Here is a 16,855-nt window from a genome sequence, read left to right on the forward strand (position 1 = left end):
TCGGCACTACCTCCTGCAATGCGACGATGAGACTGTTTGGCGACTGGAACTTCTTGATGTGGATGTACCGGAAGAAACCGAAGAAGTTGTTGTCGAAGGCCTGAAGTCCGGTATCGATTCGATTGATGTCGATTGGATTGGTCCTAAGCACGTCCGTTAAATCTGATACATCCACCAATAAGTCACACCACAAAATTCTTGCAACACCCTCCCCATTCTCAATCAACACTTTTCAAGAATTCAGAAAAATGTTACCCAGAATGTTACCCAGGAACATTTTTGAATAAATAGGAATAGTTAAGTCATTGAAAAATGGTGCGCCCGACAGGACTCGAACCTGTGGCCCCCAGATTAGGAATCTGATGCTCTATCCACCTGAGCTACGGGCGCATTGCCTAAGACCTAGGACTTACGGGCTTTTCGCTAGATCAACATTTTCCGCTGGTCAACCTCTCACGGAACAAAACGGAAATCTACGGCACATTACGGCACACTCACGTCACATTTTGCGTCACAGGATATTCATGATCTGTTCGTGTCCCAACCATGACTGCGAAGAACAGATGCGCCATGGCCAAAACTATAAACATACTTACATCACAGTGCGTCGTTATGCGGTGCAGGACCACCGCCCGACACCAGAGGAGGTTTAAAAAACTTTCTCATCAAATTTGGCTGGCTACCGTCGATCATTCTAAGGTGCAGGGTATGGGCGGGAAACATATAATATTTATAATAAGTGAGGACTTAGGCGGGTTTCAGATATAATATTTTGATAATATCGACCTAATTTAATTATAATCATTATATATAATATTTCGAATAAATTTATATATATAATACAATGATATAACATCGGAGCCGCAAAAATATTATATCAGATTAGATCAGCGACCTAATATAAATTTCCTTTATTTTCAGTATGTTGATTATAATTATCGTAGCTGATTATAAATATTATATGTTTCCCGCCCCCACCCCCTTCCCTAGCTATCTGGAGGTAGCTGTTGATCTGCGTCGAAAACGCACAAAGAAGCCCAAAGCGGAGCGTGGGGGTGAGCGCGGCGCGAGGGGTTCGGCGAGCATCCTCGAATTTTATAGATGTTCTCTCAATGTTCTCATGCAGCTATAGCCCGACTCGTGAGGGCCACCATCGCAAACCAGCCACCACAGAGCATCTCTATCTCGACTTTGACCGCTTCTTCGCTCCGGTTGAGCAATTGCGCGATCCATCACTGCGCGGGCGACCGGTGGACGTTGTTCCCTATGAAGGCGACAAGACCTGCATCATTGCGTGTAGCCGCGATAGTGGCCGTTCCAGTAAACGTTACCGAAAACCGATTCCTCGAGACTTATACAGTGGTGATGGGGTAGTTAGCCGATACTAGCAACCGAGTGAGAAATATGGATATAAAACAGAGAATTCTTGCCAGCAGCTGCGCGACCCGATGGTTTTTGTTCGGATTGGTGCTGATCGGTATCCTGTCCCTCATTTCGAGCGAATGGTTAGTGCCATCGATCGCGAGCGCGGATGAGCAGTCGGGGCGCTATCTGAGTATATGGGCCAGGCTCGCTACGACGACTGGTTTGGTCGTTTTCGAGGTAGCGATGACGACGTTTCTGCTAGCGGTCGCCTACCTGCTACTAACTCCCCGCGATGATCGATCAGGGGATGTCTCGGTAATAGAGGGGAGTGACGTCGGGCGAAGTCTTCACGAACACCTGCGTACTACGGAAAGCTACTGGTTCAAGGGAAGATCTGCTCGTTGGGTACGAGACGTGGTATTTCCTATCTTGTCGAATAGGGCGTCCACCGACCAAATACGCATTAATCTGTTCATGGCACTCCCCGATCCTTCTAATGTCAAGCTGATGAAGGAGTACGCCGACTATCGGGAATCGATTGCCTATAAAGGCAGCAAGGACACCTGGACGCAGGAGATCGTTACTACGCATATACTTGCCGCCATCGTATCGGCATACCATAATGCTTCTAAGTCGAATTTCCTCAATGTCTGCATCGGCCTTTCCGATTGGTTTCCAGCATATCGGGTTGACATCACGGACGGATCAGCTGTCATGACCGTGGAAGACAAAAACGCTCCGGCAATGCGATACACACGCACCTCATCGTTTTACAGCACGTTCCGTGCCGACGTAGAGCACACAATCGAAATGGGCACAAAGCTTCCCAAGCCTGTTTCCAGCTTCCGCAATCGTGAACTCGACGCAACATTCGTAAACGAGATACTGGCACATGCTGGACTATCAGGAACGCTGAACGGTGCAGTGAATGAGGAATCTATTCTCAAGAAGATCAATAATTCCGGCCAGCTCTATGGTTGAACTTAAGAGTCTCTTCAATGCGGTTCGCGGCATTGCAAGTGCGCAAGAAGTGAAATCTCTATTCATTGCATTGCGGGAAACGATTCGCGGCACGCCAGCCTATGCGCATCCGAACGGATTTCTGGTCTACGATATCTATAAGGAATCCAATGTTGACCTGCGCCTGCATGTATGGGAAGGATCGGTGGTGGCGCAGCCCTTCCACGAGATACATGACCACGTCTATGATGTTCGCAGCGTCATCCTAACGGGTTGTCTGCTCCAGAAGACGTGGGATGAGCGCTCATCTCGGTACGGCAGCTTCAAAGAGTATTCAGTAACCTATCGAGATGGAACAAGCAGTCTCGAACCCACCGGACGAAAAATCGAGGCGTCGGTGGCTGCTCAGGAGCATTTACGCGCACCTTTAAGATATGAGCTCGACGCCGGCAGATTGCATTCCGTCGAACCGCTGGTCTTCCCCTCTGCAACTCTATTCCTACGCGACCTACACGAAGGCGCAGGAAACCCGAGGGTCCTTGGCACCGCGGATGCAATAGCCTGCCCTCCGGCAGAGCGCCAACAAGTTGAAGAGGCAGTGACCTTAAGCGGACTCGAAGCGGTGTTTTCTTCCATCGACTGAACAAAGGTATGGTGTGGTCGTATTTGTCGGACTCCACCGTCGAAACCGTTTTCGGGGCTTGGCGGAACGTCCAGTTTAACTGTACCAGTGTCAGATAGTGGTCCATCAGCAAGGCGCCCAAATCCCGCCGTTAGATTTTGACTATTGGAATTACAGCTTCCCACCCATTTGCGGAGGTAACCCATGGATGCGGCGGTTCAACTATGCCGACCGTAGGTCAGTGCTATTGAAATCGAATGGACCAATGTTCTGTGGTCAGACACGTACTTCACATACTCTCGATATATGCAAAACGGGCTGATAGCGATGCCACCAGCCCGATTGTCGTTCTGCATGCCAGATACGCGCAGCTTAGTTGCTGATGATCAATTCGCCGAAGGTTTTGGCATTGCTATTGCCAGCCAATGTATATCGGACGCCCACCTCTTCCATCGAAAACCCATTGAACAAAGAGCGTATTTCCGGATGATCGTTGATCGACAGAATGAACCTGCCTTTGATCCCGGCCAATAGTCTAGCCATCTCCTCAAACTCCTCGCGCCGGAACATGTTTTTTCCATAATCATCTTCGCAACCGAAATATGGCGGATCGAGATAGAATAGCGTGGCGTCACGGTCATAGCGCCGGATGAAATCAGCCCATGGCAACCGCTCAATCGTTACGCTGGCCAGCCTGTCATGGACGGCCTCCAACATCGGCTGCAACTTAGTCACATCGAAACGAGCGGCATTGGCAGGTGACACGCCGTAATTACTGCCAGTCACTTTTCCGCCAAATACCGTGCGCTGGATATAAAGAAACCGAGCTGCACGCTGCATATCGGTCAAAGTTTCGGGATCCACACGCGAAAGCCTTTCGAACTCCGCTCGTGAAGCGATCTGGAAACGCATCATCTCCAGAAAAGAGACGTAATGCACCTGCAATATCCGAAACAGATTATGCACCTCGGCTGACCAGTCATTGATCACTTCGGCTGTCGGCCTGCACTCCCTTCGGAAAAACACGCCGCCCATGCCGACAAAAGCCTCGGCATAGGTGCGATGCGGGATATCCGCTATTTTGGCGCATAGCCGCTTGGCCAGCATCCTTTTCCCGCCGATATACGGCGCGACTGGCCGCACTGGCTTTACCGGTTCCAAATTGTCCTCGACTTGTATTTTCAGACTCGCTTTCATTTCGTTTGTTCCATATTTGTTCCGCTGTCGCATCGGTACCGATTCGGCAGGCGGAGTGGCCCGATCACGCCCATGGGCGGACCGGTCTGGTCATGGCGGGTCTGATCCGTCGGTTAGCGGCGCTGCAACGCCGTTACCTCCGCCTCACCGATGTGAAGCGGAAATGTCGTAGGGCTGGCGGCTAGGCAGCAGCAGCCCTGCTTTTCGGCACATAATCCTTGAACCGCAGCACTTCGGTTCCGGCCCATGCATTGATCTCGAGCATCCGCAGCATGATCGGCTCAATCTCGTTGTCGAAAAATATATCTGTGGCCGTTCCAACATCGCCAAAACCGCCGTTATTTTGCGGAATGATGCCGATCAATTGCGGCGGGACGCGGTGCGCGGCCAGCATATCGTCGCGGGTTATATTCTTGATGTTAGAGAACTCATCCTTGGCGACGACATCGGCAATCGGCATGATCTGGATGCCGTCTTTTTTGCCGCCGGGTATGTTGACGAACATATTCTTGAAATTGCCGACACCCTTGGCCGACTGCAGCCGTTCCTTCAGCTTGGTCACGGTCTCGGTATCGGCCAAAGGTTCGCTGACATAGAATACAAACCCGGCATGAGCGCCGTTTTTGTAGTATCGGCGGCGAAACAGGGTCGCGTTTTCATTGAGCAAGCCGGATTGCAGCGCCGACAGCCATTCCGGGATGCCATAGACCTCTTGAAGCGGTTCGGGCTGCATGATGTGAAACACACTGCCAGCGTCAAATTCGTGATGGCCCATGCCGACTTCATGCTTGACCCACCAATATGTGCCCTCCTCCACGCCAACGCGGGTGTGGACCGCTGGCGACGTGCGAAGGCGCGCTATCCCGCCAAGCCGGTTTTTGCGCCGCTCGACATAGCCATTGCCCATTTGCAGAAAATCCATTGCCCATCGTTCAAAATTGGCCCGGTCAAATTGCGGAGTCGGGACGAAATGCTTCATCAGCAAATTGACTTTCAGGGCAATCGCGCTGCGATGATGGGCGGACATGTTGAACGCCTTGGCCAGATTGAGCATAGGTAATGGCGGTTCAAACCAGTCGGCATTGCGGTACATCTCGAAATAGGACCAAAGATCGCGGCCATCGATCACGCTTTCCGGATCCCCGAACGTGAACATTGACACATCCTTGCCGGTCGCGGAGCTGGCTTCTCCGGACATCTGGTCAGCGGCTGTAATCAAATCGGTCATTGCTTATGCTCCGTCATTGGAAAAATCTTAATCAAGGAAAGTCACCGTCCCGCCGCCTGATCCGGCCAGCGCGGCATTCATCGGTTCATTGGAAAGCGCGTGCATGATTGCCCAGGCAATGTCGGCATGGCCGATCTGACCATTACGATTGGCTGTATAGGTGACTTTGTTGCCGCCGGTCACAGTGGGCCGGATAGCCATGAAGCTGGCCGAAACATCCGACCACCCGCTGTCAAATTCGATACGGTTGTTGCGGAAAATATTCTGCGCCTTCAGGACGAGCGCGGTTTTGACGGCCACCGAATATTCAATGCGGCGGGTGGTGGGGAACCATTGCTTCACCAGTTCGAAAACGGCTTGTCCCGCTCCGGTCGTATCGATGCTGATATCCGTCACATTATACCGTGCGGCCGCCTTTTTGATCGCATCAGCCTGCCCCTGAAAATCTAGTCCGTTCAGGCGCAGTTTTTCCAGCACACGAAACTTTCCACCTGCCGATTTCGGCGGTGCGAGTATTGCCAGCGCGGCATCGTCACGTCCGTTTTTGTTGGGATCATAGCCGATCCAGACCGGATGATTGCCAAATGGTCGCGGGGCAGCGGGAAGGAAATCGCGCCATTTGTAAAAGCTATCGACCCGTGCCGGGTTGATCATCGAATATGGGAAGCTGGATGCGCTATCGTCTATAAACTCGCATTCGTATAAATTGGCGAATTCCTCTTCGCTCAATTCTGCGCGCAATTCCTCTTCATCGAAGAATTCTGACATCCCGCCCTTGATCGCATCGGCCAGTGTCAGTATCTGGCACCAGCTTCCATCCGGCATAATCGCGCCAGCGGATAGCGCCCGCTTGGAAACATCGAACCGTTTCTGTTTCCCTTTGGCTTTGCCCTTGTTCCATTGCTCACCAGACCAGAACGCATAGGCTTCATGCGTGATAGTGCTGGGCGTCGAGAAATAGGTCCGCTTATACATTTTGTGGGTGGCCATCGCCGCCGCCACTTTGTTCAGCTCGGCAAAGCCGTGGACCCAGAAAAACTCATCAAAATAGAAATCGCCATGCTCACCCTGCGCCGTCTGCGCATTGGTAGACAGGAAATACAGGCCGACCGGTTCATGACCTTCGCCCAGATCGATCATGATCGGGTCGCCCTTCAAATCGACGCCGGTCACTTTTTTGACCCATGCAACAATATAGCGGCGGAAAATCAACACCTGCCGCTTAGAAGCGGACAGGAATATCTGGTTCCGGGCATTACCGTTCAGATATCCCTCACGGATTTTCATCATGGCTTCACGGGCAAAATACCAAGTGGCACCCGTTTGCCGGGATTTCAGTATTTTGCGGGTGCGCTGGTCGCGCTGTTCCCACCAGATATTTTGATGCCCAAAATTCTTTTCGTGAAAATCGGCTTCCAGCAAATCCCACTGTTCGTCGGTCAGGAAGTTTTTCCGCTTTTCGGCCCGCTTGGCCTCCGCCTTTTCATCATTCCGCGCATTGATTTTCGGATTAAGGTCCGCCTCTTTGCCGGTTTCCTCATATTTACGGATACGTGCGCCGCGTTCCAGCTGCCGCATCAGGAAATCGACCCGCTTCATATCTCCTTCATTGAAATCGGGCTTGTCGATATAGGCAGCGATCCGCGCTTCGATCCTGTCCTCAATTATGGTCAGGGGCGCGGAATTATCCCACTTGTCGCGGGTTTTCCAACTGCTCACCGTTGTGCGCTTTATCGATAATTCGTCCGCAATTTCAGTAACCGACCATCCGCGCCAGTAAAGCGACCGCGCCTCGCGCCGATCATCCCGGTTGGCCCTGTCAAACACGTTCACCGGCGGCGCTGGCGCGGCGTCAATGTCGGTTTTCTGGTCAATTTGTGCGGGTCTGTTCATCGACCGTTGCCATGCACTAACCGATGGCTCTTTTACCTTAGCGCGCTGTTGTAAAGCCGGTTCTTACAACATGACCCCGTTGCATAGACGCGGGTTTTTCGGCCCCAAGGCATCACGACAAGCGGAATTTTGCCCTTTGCACAACCCGGAGCCCCGAAGCCATGAAAACCAAAAAATTTCTCCTCGCAACCGCCGGTTCAACCGTTGATGGCCGCAATATCGATGACAAGATGATTGCGGAAATGGCCAAAAGCTATGATCCGAAAACCTATGGTGCGCGCCTGAATATCGAGCATATTCGTGGGCTTGGAACCGAAGGGCCGTTTCGCGCTTATGGCGACGTTCTGGAACTATCGACCGAGACGGTGGACGTGAATTTCAACGGCACAAACGAAAAGCGCCTCGGTCTGTTCGGCACCTTTGATGTCGATGAATCGGCGAAGGCACTGAATGAAGCTGGCCAGAAAGTCTATCCCAGCATTGAAATCGAACCCAATTTCGCGGGCAAGGGCTTCGCCTATATGATGGGCTGCGCTCTGACCGACAGCCCTGCCGCCATCGGAACAGAACGCCTGCAATTTAATCGCGCATTGCCCAGTGCAATCGCAGTCACCGCTAAGGATAGCGGCATCGACGCGGCAGCACTGGAATTTGCCGAAGAAACCAAAGCGGACGAACAGGTCGGCGGCTTTTTCGCCATGCTGACCGAAAAGCTAAAAGGCATCAACCTGACCGCCGCGCCAGCAACGCCGCCAGTGCAAAAAACGGAAGAAAAGTCGGAAGATGCGGCAGGCCAAGCCTTTGCCGCAATGACGACTGTTCTGGGCGACATTACCAAACAAATGGATGCGAAATTTTCGGCGCAAAGCCAAGCGCTGACCCATTGCCTCACAGCGCTCGATACGAAATTCACCGCGCTGGAAACCAAGCTGGAGACAACCGAAGCGCCAAACCAGCACAGCCGGTCACTCTCGAACGGAACCAGTCAGGTCAAAACTGACTGTTAATCGCTGACCCTCTGAAAATCGCACCGCCCATTACCGCCAGAATTTAAGGAACCCAAAATGCACAGACAAACCCGCGTTCAATTTGCCGCTTATGTTTCGCAGATCGCCCTGCTTAACAGCGTTTCCGTGGCCGATGTATCAACGAAATTCGCGGTCGACCCGACCGTCGAGCAGAAACTCGAGGAACGCATGAAGGAGTCCAGTGAGTTTCTGTCCTCCGTCAATCTGGTGCCGGTTATTCAGCAATCTGGCGACAAGGTTGGTATCGAGGCGACCCGCAGCATTGCGGGCCGAACCGACACCAGCGGCGGCACAAAACGCAATCCGACCGATCCGACCGACACGACGGCGCAGCACGGTTATTTCTGCCGCCAGACAAACTATGACTGGGCGATCCGTTATGCCAAGCTGGACGCGTGGCGTCACAAGGCCAATTTTCAGGAATTGCTGCGCAACGCCATCCTGAAACAACAGGGCCGCGACCGCATCATGATTGGCTGGAACGGCACGAGCGCGGCGTCGACAACGGACCGCGATGCAAATCCGCTGTTGCAGGATGTCAATAAAGGCTGGTTGCAGCACGTCCGCGAGGATGCGCCTGCGCACGTTCTGGATGATGGTTCCTTGACGGTAAAATCAGACAAGACCGACAACCCGGCATTGAAAGCGATCTACGTCAAAGCTGGCGTGACGCTATATGATGAATCGCTGGACAACAGCGACACTGGCGAGGCCGATTATTCTTCTCTCGACTCCTTGGTGCTCGACGCCAAGTCGCTGATCGAAGAATGGCATCGCGGCGACACCGGTCTGGTTGTCATTGTCGGCCATGATCTGGTCGATGAAAAATATTTCAACATCGCCCAGAAAACAGGTGCGACAGCCACCGAAGTGGAAGCAATGGACCGGATAATCCGTTCCGACAAACAGCTTGGCGGCTTGCCTGCGGTTCGCGTTCCTTTCTTCCCCGCCAACGCGATCATGATTACGCGCCTCGATAACCTGTCCATTTATTGGCAGGAAGAAACGCGCCGCCGCATGATCAAGGACGAACCCGAAGCTGACCGGATCGCCAATTTCGAAAGCGTGAACGAAGACTATGTCGTGGAAGAATATGACATGGCCGCGCTGGTTGAAAATATCGTCATCGGTGCAGCGCCAGCCCGTCCCGCAGCCTGACACCAGCTAGATCGCTGATCCGGACTTGAGCCATCCGGATCGGCGGTCGCCTCCCCAAATGTTTCGGCTCTGCTCAATCACCCGCATGGAAGGAAACCGATATGACCAGTCTTGCCCGCCGCACTCGTGAACGCAAATTGGCCCAGCGCCTTGCCGAAAGCACTGGTCTGAAATCGCCGTCGGGCATTGCACCGGCCATGCCGGAAACGGGCGAAGGCGTGAATGAATATAATGTGCTGCTTGCCGCGCTACAGAACGATCTGCGCGAGATAAGCGATATTCAATCCCTCGAAGCGCGCAACCCGGTCAAACTGGAAAAAGCCCACAAATATGTCGATTGGGTGGCGGGCGCATTGCAGGCGGGCCTTGAGGAAAAAGCCGTCCAGGATGAAATTGTCGTCACGCAAATGATCTGGGCTTTGGATTATGGCAATTATACCTATGCGCTCATTATAGCCGATCATTGTCTGAAACACGGTCTGGCCCTGCCTGAACGCTATTCGCGGTCACTTGGTTGTCTGGTGGCAGAACAGGTCGCGGAAAACGCGCTTGCTCCCGATGCTGATATCCCGCTTGAAATTCTAAACCGCACTCATGCTCTGACCGAAAAATCCGACATGCCTGATCAGGCGCGGGCAAAATTGATGAAGGCGCTGGGCCGCGCCCTTGCAGATGCGGCAGAAGCTTTTGATCCCGAAGCGGATAACGCGGTCGCGGGCGGCAAGCCAGCGCTTACCGCATCTGCCATCGATCATCTGACTCTGGCCCTAAAGCTCAATAAAAATATTGGCGTCAAAAAGGAATTGGCGGCGCTGGAAAATGCACTCGAAAAAATGGGCGGTCGCCCTGCCGCTATAACTGATCCGGAAACCGGTGATCAGGCAGGATCGACCGATCCAGACGAAGAAGAATAGAAGTCTCGCCCACGGCGCTCGGGTGGCGGAAGGACGGATCGGCGAAGGGTCGCCTAGACACCGTTCCGGCCTTCCCCACCACCCGTAAATGGACAGGAAAGGTGAAAAATGAGCGGCTTTATTTCCTCCCCCGCGACGCCTGTTGATCCGGAAGACGCCACCGTTGTTATGGATGGCTGGTTCCCCGATATACTGGTCGCTGACATCCGCGCAAAGGTTCGTATGGGCGAAGGCATCGTCACGCACGAACGCTTGTTAGGCGCGATTGAAGGTGCGGCGCTGACTGCCTTGCGGATGCTTTCAGACTGGCGCAGCGCGATTGCCGCAACCGGTATCGCAAAACTGGAAGATATTGAAGATATCAGCATTGGCGGAAAGACCCGGCCCGTGATCATCTGGGAACGGATTATCCGTTATTATTCCGCTGCCGAAATTGCCGACCTGTACCGCGATATTTCCGCAACCGTCGAAGGCCGCGACCGTGCCGATGAAGAGAATATTTCGGCAGATGACTATCGCCGCCTCGCACATAATGCCGTGACCGACCTCCTCTCCATCGGCACTGAAACACCGGTGCAGCGCAACATGGTCGAGTTGATATGATTGTCACCGCGATTGCCGGTGAAACGCTGGACGCCCTGTGCTGGCGGACGTTGGGCCGCACCGCAGGTGTTACCGAGCAGGCTCTGGAACTCAATCCCGGTCTTGCCGCTGCGGGTCCAAAGCTGGCCGAAGGTCAGGAGGTCATCCTGCCGAAAATCAATACTGCCGCACCGGCCATTCGTGAAACTGTGAATTTGTGGGATTAAGCATGGAAGAATTACGCGATTTTCTATTTTGGTGGCTCGCAGCCCTCATAGCCGCAGCGACCATTGTCGGCGGACGGTTGGGCATGTTTCTGTTCCGCCTCGCTGCCGATCCGCCAGATGATCCGGTATTAGCGCTCCACTGGGCGCGCAGACGGCGCTGGCTTGCATGGTCGGAGCTATCCGCGCTGCCCGCCTTTGCCACGATATCGGTTACCGCTGTGGAATATTGGGGGCTGAACCCCATTGTTGCCGTCCTGATTGCGATGTTTTTAGGCGGTGTCGGTTTCGCAATGCTGCTCGACGGCGCGCAATGGCTTTTCCGGAAGCGCCTTGGCCTGCCGGATATGGGGGCAGCGGGGAAGAAAAATGTCACCGACTGAAAGCTTCGCCATCATCAGCCTGTGCATGTTTATGCCGCCGCTTGCCAAAGCGATTTGGCACGGTTGGCGGATTGAAAAGCATCATCATGAAAAGGGAAACGATAATGCGCCTTAGCCCTCATTTTTCGCTGGCCGAATTTACTTACAGCGACACAGCCATAAAGCTGAAAATCAACAACACCCCTGCGAATGGGCATATCATGAAGCTGACGCACCTTTGCGAGAATGTGCTTGAGCCGATCCGTACGCATTTCAATCGTCCGGTGCGCATCACCAGCGGCTATCGATCACCTGCTCTTTGTGTCGCCATCGGCTCCAAAAAGACATCACAACACGCAAAGGGCGAAGCCGCTGACTTTGAAATCACCGGCATTTCCAATTATGAACTGGCCAAGTGGATTCGCGACAATATCATCTTCGATCAGCTCATCCTTGAAAACTATATCCGCGGCAATCCCAACTCCGGTTGGATACATTGCAGCTACCGCGCCAACCGCCTGCGTAAAGAGACGCTGACATACTCGCGCCGCACATATTTCAATGGATTGGTAGCATGAGCATCCTCGCAAGAATAGGACTTGGCCTGCTATCCGGTTTCAAATGGCTGGTCAGCCTCATCACGGCGTTGATCCGCTGGGCAGTCGAAAACCCCGGTAGTGCATTGTTTTGTTTGCTCGTTGCAGTGACCGTATGGACTTGGCTTTGCATCATTCCATCAAAAAACCATGAAATCGTGGTGCAGTCTGACGCAAAAACTATTTTGGCGAAACGATACCAGGACGAAGTGACCGCTCATAACGCAACCATCATCGGTTATATCGCTGCCACCCGCACTGCAGAGGAACTGGATAAGCAGAATATCGCCCGCGTCGAACGGGAAGTCGCCGCCGTGGCCGAAAAGGAAAGGGAAAAATATGAAATACGCATGGCCTCTTATGCTGGCCGCGCTGACCGCCTGCAGCAACGCATCGAGCAGCTACAAACGTCCAGCCTCAATTCCGGCGGTCGCGCAGACGCGGCAATGTCCGGTCATACCGATGCCACCTGCCGCGCTTTTGGAGCCGCCGATTGTCAAGACCTTGCTGCCCGAATAACTGATGCCCAGCGCAGCATCGATAAGCTGATCGGGTTGCAGGCATTTTATGCCGGAACAGCGCTTATCGATGTGAATGGCATCAAGATGAACGGCGCACCTGATGATTAAACCAGACTCATTAAGAGCGGCAATTGTCGCCGCCATACCCGCGCTGGCCCGTGATGCTGAACGATTGCTGATGTTCATCGACCGCGGCAGCGTGCGCGGATTTATGACCGCAAGCCGGTCATTTGAGTATCGATACAAACTGAATATCATCATTACTGACTTTGCCGGATCGCCTAGCACCGTAATGCTGGCAATATTGGACTGGGCGCGTATCAATCAGCCGGAATTGACCGTGCCGCCAAACGAAGCCCTGACTTTTGAGGCCGATATTCTCGACAATCAAGCAGTAGATATGTCACTGGAAATCATGCTGACGGAATCGGTGGCCGTTACGGTGGGGGAAGATGGCACGACTGACTTGCACCATATCGAAGAGCCTGCCTTGCTATTCAACGATGACACTGGCCTGTTTGAACCGATCCCGCCTTTGTCCGGTTATAGCGTTGAAGACTGAGCCGTGGCTGATGATCTCGAAGCACTTGAACCATGGCTTGAAGGCTATTTATCAAAGCTAAAACCCGCCGCACGCCGACGGTTGTCTCTTAAAATCGGACAGGCTATCCGGCGTAGCAATACCGGGCGCATTGCCAGAAACGAAGAACCCGATGGCGGGGCTATGGATCCACGCATTCCACGAAAAGCCCGCAAATCGTCAAAGTCCGGACGGATAAAGCGTAAAGGCAAAATGTTCCGGAAATTGCGCCTTGTCCGCAATATGAAGCTGCGCACAGATCCCGATGGTATAGAATTGAGTTTCACTGGCGGGGCTGGCCGCGTGGCGACGGAACATCATTACGGACTGGAAGCCTTTATCGGAAAAACCCGCGACGGTCGCACGATCAAAGCGCGTTTGACCGAGCGGCGCTTGCTCGGCTTTGGTAATGCCGACCGCGACGAAATAATAGACGCAGCAGCAAAGCATTTGGCGGACTAGCTGCTGTTGTAAAGTGGCCTCTTACAACAGCAGCCACTAGATAGAACGCCATTGCTTCGGCCATCGGCGTTCTATGGTTTCATCAATCGCCTCATCACCAGCAATCGACCTGTCGCGGCTCCCCGCGCCTGAACTAATCGCCCAACCTGATTTTGAAACGCGGCGACAAGCAAAAATTGACCGTCTGATCTCGCTTCTCCCTGAATTTTCCGCGCTGGTCGAAAGCGATCCAGCCATCAAGCTGATCGAGGCGGATAGCTATGATGAAATGGTGCTGGCGCAGCATTTCAATGATGCGGCAAGGTCGTTGCTGTTGGCCTATGCAACTGGCGGGTCACTTGACCAGCTCGCGGCTCTTTACGGTGTCACGCGGCTTGTCACGACGCCCGTCAATCCGGTTACCGGAGCACCTGCCGTCATGGAAAGCGACGATGACCTGCGCCGCCGCGTCCTGATCGCGCCGCACAGCTTTTCCGTTGCGGGGCCGGAACTGGCCTATGTTTATCATGCGCACAGCGCCAGCGGCGACGTGCTTGATGCATCTGCAACATCGCCTAGTCCCGGCGAAGTCGTCGTCTCTATCCTTTCCCGCACGGGAGATGGCACCGCGCCTGCCCAGACATTAAACGCAGTAAGCGCGGTGCTACAAAACAAGGCGGTTCGCCCGATGACCGATCATGTCACCGTGCAAAGCGCGGCGATCATCGAATTTGATGTGACGGCAAGCCTTTGGCTTTATGCCGGTCCGGATGAAACGCTGATACTCGATACTGCGATGGCCTCACTCGACGAGTTTCTGGGCAGCGTGAAGCGCCTTGGCCGCGATATCAATCGATCTGCCCTGATCGCCGCGCTCCATGTCGCCGGGGTACAGCGTGTTCATTTGGCTGCACCTGCCGCCGATATCGTTCTGACTATGCTTCAGGCAGGCCATGCGGTGAATATTAACGTCGCCGTTGCCGGGACAGCCGACTGATGCCGATTCCCGCTGATACTTTGGCCAAAAGTCTGCTGCCGCCCAATACGGCTCCGTCCGAGCATGCGCTTGAAGATGCCATGCGCATGGACGTGGATTTGTCAGCGGTCGGCACATTATGGAACCCGTGGACTTGCCCCGCGTCTGTTTTGCCCTTCCTCGGATGGGGACTAGCCATTGCGCAGTGGGATCCCGACTGGAGCGAAGCGGAAAAACGGGCAGAGGTCGCAGACGCCATCGCATTCCACCGCCGCAAAGGCACCAGAGCTATTGTCGAGGAAGTATTGGAGCGGTTTAATCCGCTCCTGCAGGTAGTTGAATGGTGGGAGGCTAATCCCAAACGCGAACCGCACACTTTTGAGGTCCGCGCACCCGCCAACCTCATTCCTGCCAGTTTTTTGAACGTGGAAACCGTCAACGCAATCATCCGCGATGTTGTCTCGGTAAAGCCTGTCCGGTCCCATTTCGACTTTGTGCAAGTGTTGGAGGTTCAGGGCAGCGTTTATCTGACCAATGCTGGACAGGTCGGCTCTTATTCGCGGGAAGATTACAGCGCGGTGCACGATCCAGATCCGATCTGGGGGCTTTACCTGCAAACTGAAAATGGAGAGCCGCTCCAAACCGAAGACGGTCAATTGCTGGAGGAAATTTAATGGCCGGATTATTGATGACAATTACAGATGCCGGGTTGGACGCGCTGGTTGATGCGCAGAATGGAGGCAGCGATGATATCAAAATCACCAAACTGGGGCTCACCAGCACAATATTCGTCCAGGCACCAACGCTGACTGCGCTGCCGGGGCAGTTCAAACTGATAGATGCCATTGCGGGTGAACCGGTCAGCGAAACTATCATTCATATGACGGCTTATGACACCAGTGATGAGACATATAATGTCACAGGTTTTGGCCTTTTTCTTGAAGATGGCACGCTGTTCGCCGTTTATAGTGCCGAAGCCGAACCAGTGCTTTCAAAAGCCCAACTGGCATTTGGCCTGTTTTCCTATGATATCAGTTTTGACAACAGTGTCGGAGCAAACATCACATTCGGCTCCAATATTTTCAGCTATCCGCCCGCATCGGAATCCGCAAAAGGCGTGGCTAAGATTGCCACGACTGAACTTGCGACCCTTGGCGAAGACGATCAATCTATCATCACGCCGCTGAAACTCAAAGAATTGCTGGATGTTGTCCGGGCATTTCTAAATGCCAATGGCATCGCGATCGCGCAGAACGGCGCTGATATCACTAGCCTGAACAGCCGCACTATTACCGGCAGCGGGCTGGTGACAGGTGGCGGAAACTTAAGCGCGAACCGCATACTCGCCGTCGCCATAGCCAATGCCGCCGCTATCGCCGCTGAAACCGCGGACAATTCAGCAGTCACACCTCTGGCGCTGGCTTCACTGCCTAAGAGCCTCAACCAAAATGGCTATTGTGTTTTGCCGGGCTGCGCCGGTTTGCGGCTGACATGGGGCCGATTTACCGCGAACGCGAACGGTACAACGTCAGTCGTCTTCCCTCTCGCATATTCGGCCACCTGCTTTTCGGTTGTGTGCAGCGGAACGAATATCAGTGGGGTTGATGCGAAAGACAATCCGGCGGAGGTTTTAGCATCAACGATATCTGCCACCGGATTTTCGGTGTTCTCGGCAGATGACGAGTCTGCCAGCACGGCCTATTTTGCGATTGGAATTTGATTATGACCATGTTTTACAGCGCACAAACTGGCGGCTTCTATGACGACAAAATTCATGAGGAGACGTTACCCGACGATGTAGTTTCCGTCGCAATATCCCGCCACTCTGAATTGATGGAAGACCAGTCGGCGGGTGCTACAATCGGAACCGATCCAGAAACCGGCGCGCCTGTATCTGTATGGCCAGAGCCGTTATCTCTGCCAGCGGCCATTGATATCATGCGACTGCGTACTAAAGCGGAAGCGGAGCGAAGGATTATAATCGTCTCCCCGATATTCAGACAGATGAACGACCTTCGCGCAGCTCAAGTGGGAGAGATCATGAGCCCAGATGCAGCGGCTCGCTTTACAAAGATTGATGAAATTCGAGTGGCTTCTGATGCTATCGAAGCAGAAATATCCGCAATGACCGATGCCGGAGCAATAATGGCGCTCGACCTTGTAAATCATCCGTCATGGCCAGAGAGCGACTAGGCATCAGGTCGGTTG

21 protein-coding genes and 1 tRNA gene are annotated in these 16,855 nt (G+C 53.5%); 18 read left to right on the forward strand and 4 right to left on the reverse strand.

The features are described 5' to 3' along the window. Window positions 1-13 precede the first annotated feature (13 nt). Entirely contained in the window at window positions 14-160 is a 147-nt protein-coding gene (locus VIN76_RS16265; RefSeq protein ID WP_414696342.1) for a DUF5818 domain-containing protein, read from the forward strand. A gap of 153 nt (window positions 161-313) precedes the next feature. Here the strand turns inward: VIN76_RS16265 and VIN76_RS10135 are convergent. Next, window positions 314-390 (reverse strand) — tRNA-Arg (locus VIN76_RS10135). Window positions 391-1,112: 722 nt separating this feature from the next. Between VIN76_RS10135 and VIN76_RS10140 the strand changes: the two genes are divergently transcribed. From VIN76_RS10140 to VIN76_RS10150, 3 genes are read left to right on the forward strand one after another with little or no spacing between them, the layout of a single operon-like run. Then, entirely contained in the window at window positions 1,113-1,388 is a 276-nt protein-coding gene (locus tag VIN76_RS10140) for a hypothetical protein (protein ID WP_332041729.1), read from the forward strand. 16 nt (window positions 1,389-1,404) lie between these two features. Then, on the forward strand, window positions 1,405-2,346 hold the full coding sequence (locus VIN76_RS10145; protein ID WP_332041730.1) for a hypothetical protein: 942 nt from the start codon (window positions 1,405-1,407) through the stop codon (window positions 2,344-2,346). Continuing rightward, on the forward strand, window positions 2,339-2,968 hold the full coding sequence (locus tag VIN76_RS10150) for a hypothetical protein (RefSeq protein WP_332041731.1): 630 nt from the start codon (window positions 2,339-2,341) through the stop codon (window positions 2,966-2,968). Before VIN76_RS10145 ends, VIN76_RS10150 begins: the two co-directional genes overlap by 8 nt. A gap of 351 nt (window positions 2,969-3,319) precedes the next feature. On the opposite strand, the gene VIN76_RS10155 is transcribed toward VIN76_RS10150, so the two are convergent. The 3 genes from VIN76_RS10155 to VIN76_RS10165 form a co-directional block, all read right to left on the reverse strand. Further along, complete coding sequence (locus tag VIN76_RS10155; protein WP_332041732.1) at window positions 3,320-4,144, reverse strand: DNA adenine methylase; 825 nt, start codon at window positions 4,142-4,144, stop codon at window positions 3,320-3,322. A 181-nt stretch (window positions 4,145-4,325) separates the two neighbouring features. Then, on the reverse strand, window positions 4,326-5,372 hold the full coding sequence (locus VIN76_RS10160; RefSeq protein ID WP_332041733.1) for a phage portal protein: 1,047 nt from the start codon (window positions 5,370-5,372) through the stop codon (window positions 4,326-4,328). Between the two features lie 27 nt (window positions 5,373-5,399). Then, on the reverse strand, window positions 5,400-7,265 hold the full coding sequence (locus VIN76_RS10165; RefSeq protein WP_332041734.1) for a terminase large subunit domain-containing protein: 1,866 nt from the start codon (window positions 7,263-7,265) through the stop codon (window positions 5,400-5,402). Window positions 7,266-7,426: 161 nt separating this feature from the next. On the opposite strand from VIN76_RS10165, the gene VIN76_RS10170 reads away from it, so the two are divergent. From VIN76_RS10170 to VIN76_RS10235, 14 genes are all read left to right on the forward strand, one after another. Further along, on the forward strand, window positions 7,427-8,272 hold the full coding sequence (locus tag VIN76_RS10170; protein ID WP_332041735.1) for a GPO family capsid scaffolding protein: 846 nt from the start codon (window positions 7,427-7,429) through the stop codon (window positions 8,270-8,272). A 57-nt stretch (window positions 8,273-8,329) separates the two neighbouring features. Further along, complete coding sequence (locus VIN76_RS10175) at window positions 8,330-9,451, forward strand: phage major capsid protein, P2 family (protein WP_332041736.1); 1,122 nt, start codon at window positions 8,330-8,332, stop codon at window positions 9,449-9,451. A gap of 101 nt (window positions 9,452-9,552) precedes the next feature. Further along, window positions 9,553-10,365 carry a phage terminase small subunit gene (gpM, locus tag VIN76_RS10180; RefSeq protein WP_332041737.1) on the forward strand — a complete coding sequence of 271 codons (813 nt, stop codon included), beginning with the start codon at window positions 9,553-9,555 and terminating at the stop codon, window positions 10,363-10,365. Between the two features lie 108 nt (window positions 10,366-10,473). Then, on the forward strand, window positions 10,474-10,968 hold the full coding sequence (locus tag VIN76_RS10185; protein WP_332041738.1) for a head completion/stabilization protein: 495 nt from the start codon (window positions 10,474-10,476) through the stop codon (window positions 10,966-10,968). After that, the gene (locus VIN76_RS10190) at window positions 10,965-11,174 is read left to right on the forward strand and encodes a tail protein X (RefSeq protein WP_332041739.1); all 210 of its coding nucleotides are present in this window, start codon (window positions 10,965-10,967) and stop codon (window positions 11,172-11,174) included. The genes VIN76_RS10185 and VIN76_RS10190 overlap by 4 nt, the downstream gene beginning before the upstream one ends. 2 nt (window positions 11,175-11,176) lie before the next feature. Continuing rightward, a complete protein-coding gene (locus VIN76_RS10195) occupies window positions 11,177-11,554 on the forward strand; it encodes a hypothetical protein (protein WP_332041740.1) in 378 nt (125 codons plus the stop codon). Between the two features lie 71 nt (window positions 11,555-11,625). Continuing rightward, the gene (locus VIN76_RS10200) at window positions 11,626-12,111 is read left to right on the forward strand and encodes a D-Ala-D-Ala carboxypeptidase family metallohydrolase (RefSeq protein ID WP_332041741.1); all 486 of its coding nucleotides are present in this window, start codon (window positions 11,626-11,628) and stop codon (window positions 12,109-12,111) included. Next, the gene (locus VIN76_RS10205; protein WP_332041742.1) at window positions 12,108-12,758 is read left to right on the forward strand and encodes a hypothetical protein; all 651 of its coding nucleotides are present in this window, start codon (window positions 12,108-12,110) and stop codon (window positions 12,756-12,758) included. The genes VIN76_RS10200 and VIN76_RS10205 overlap by 4 nt, the downstream gene beginning before the upstream one ends. Further along, complete coding sequence (locus VIN76_RS10210; protein ID WP_332041743.1) at window positions 12,751-13,212, forward strand: phage tail protein; 462 nt, start codon at window positions 12,751-12,753, stop codon at window positions 13,210-13,212. Before VIN76_RS10205 ends, VIN76_RS10210 begins: the two co-directional genes overlap by 8 nt. 3 nt (window positions 13,213-13,215) lie before the next feature. Continuing rightward, window positions 13,216-13,692 carry a phage virion morphogenesis protein gene (locus VIN76_RS10215; protein ID WP_332041744.1) on the forward strand — a complete coding sequence of 159 codons (477 nt, stop codon included), beginning with the start codon at window positions 13,216-13,218 and terminating at the stop codon, window positions 13,690-13,692. A gap of 73 nt (window positions 13,693-13,765) precedes the next feature. Next, complete coding sequence (locus VIN76_RS10220; protein WP_332041745.1) at window positions 13,766-14,668, forward strand: baseplate assembly protein; 903 nt, start codon at window positions 13,766-13,768, stop codon at window positions 14,666-14,668. Further along, a complete protein-coding gene (locus VIN76_RS10225; protein WP_332041746.1) occupies window positions 14,668-15,321 on the forward strand; it encodes a phage tail protein I in 654 nt (217 codons plus the stop codon). The genes VIN76_RS10220 and VIN76_RS10225 overlap by 1 nt, the downstream gene beginning before the upstream one ends. Further along, a complete protein-coding gene (locus VIN76_RS10230; protein ID WP_332041747.1) occupies window positions 15,321-16,367 on the forward strand; it encodes a gp53-like domain-containing protein in 1,047 nt (348 codons plus the stop codon). Before VIN76_RS10225 ends, VIN76_RS10230 begins: the two co-directional genes overlap by 1 nt. A 2-nt stretch (window positions 16,368-16,369) precedes the next feature. After that, window positions 16,370-16,840: a hypothetical protein gene (locus tag VIN76_RS10235; protein WP_332041748.1), complete on the forward strand. Its 471-nt coding sequence runs from the start codon at window positions 16,370-16,372 to the stop codon at window positions 16,838-16,840. Window positions 16,841-16,855: the final 15 nt, after the last annotated feature.

This window comes from Parasphingorhabdus sp. (assembly GCF_036568145.1).
Lineage (GTDB): Bacteria > Pseudomonadota > Alphaproteobacteria > Sphingomonadales > Sphingomonadaceae > Parasphingorhabdus.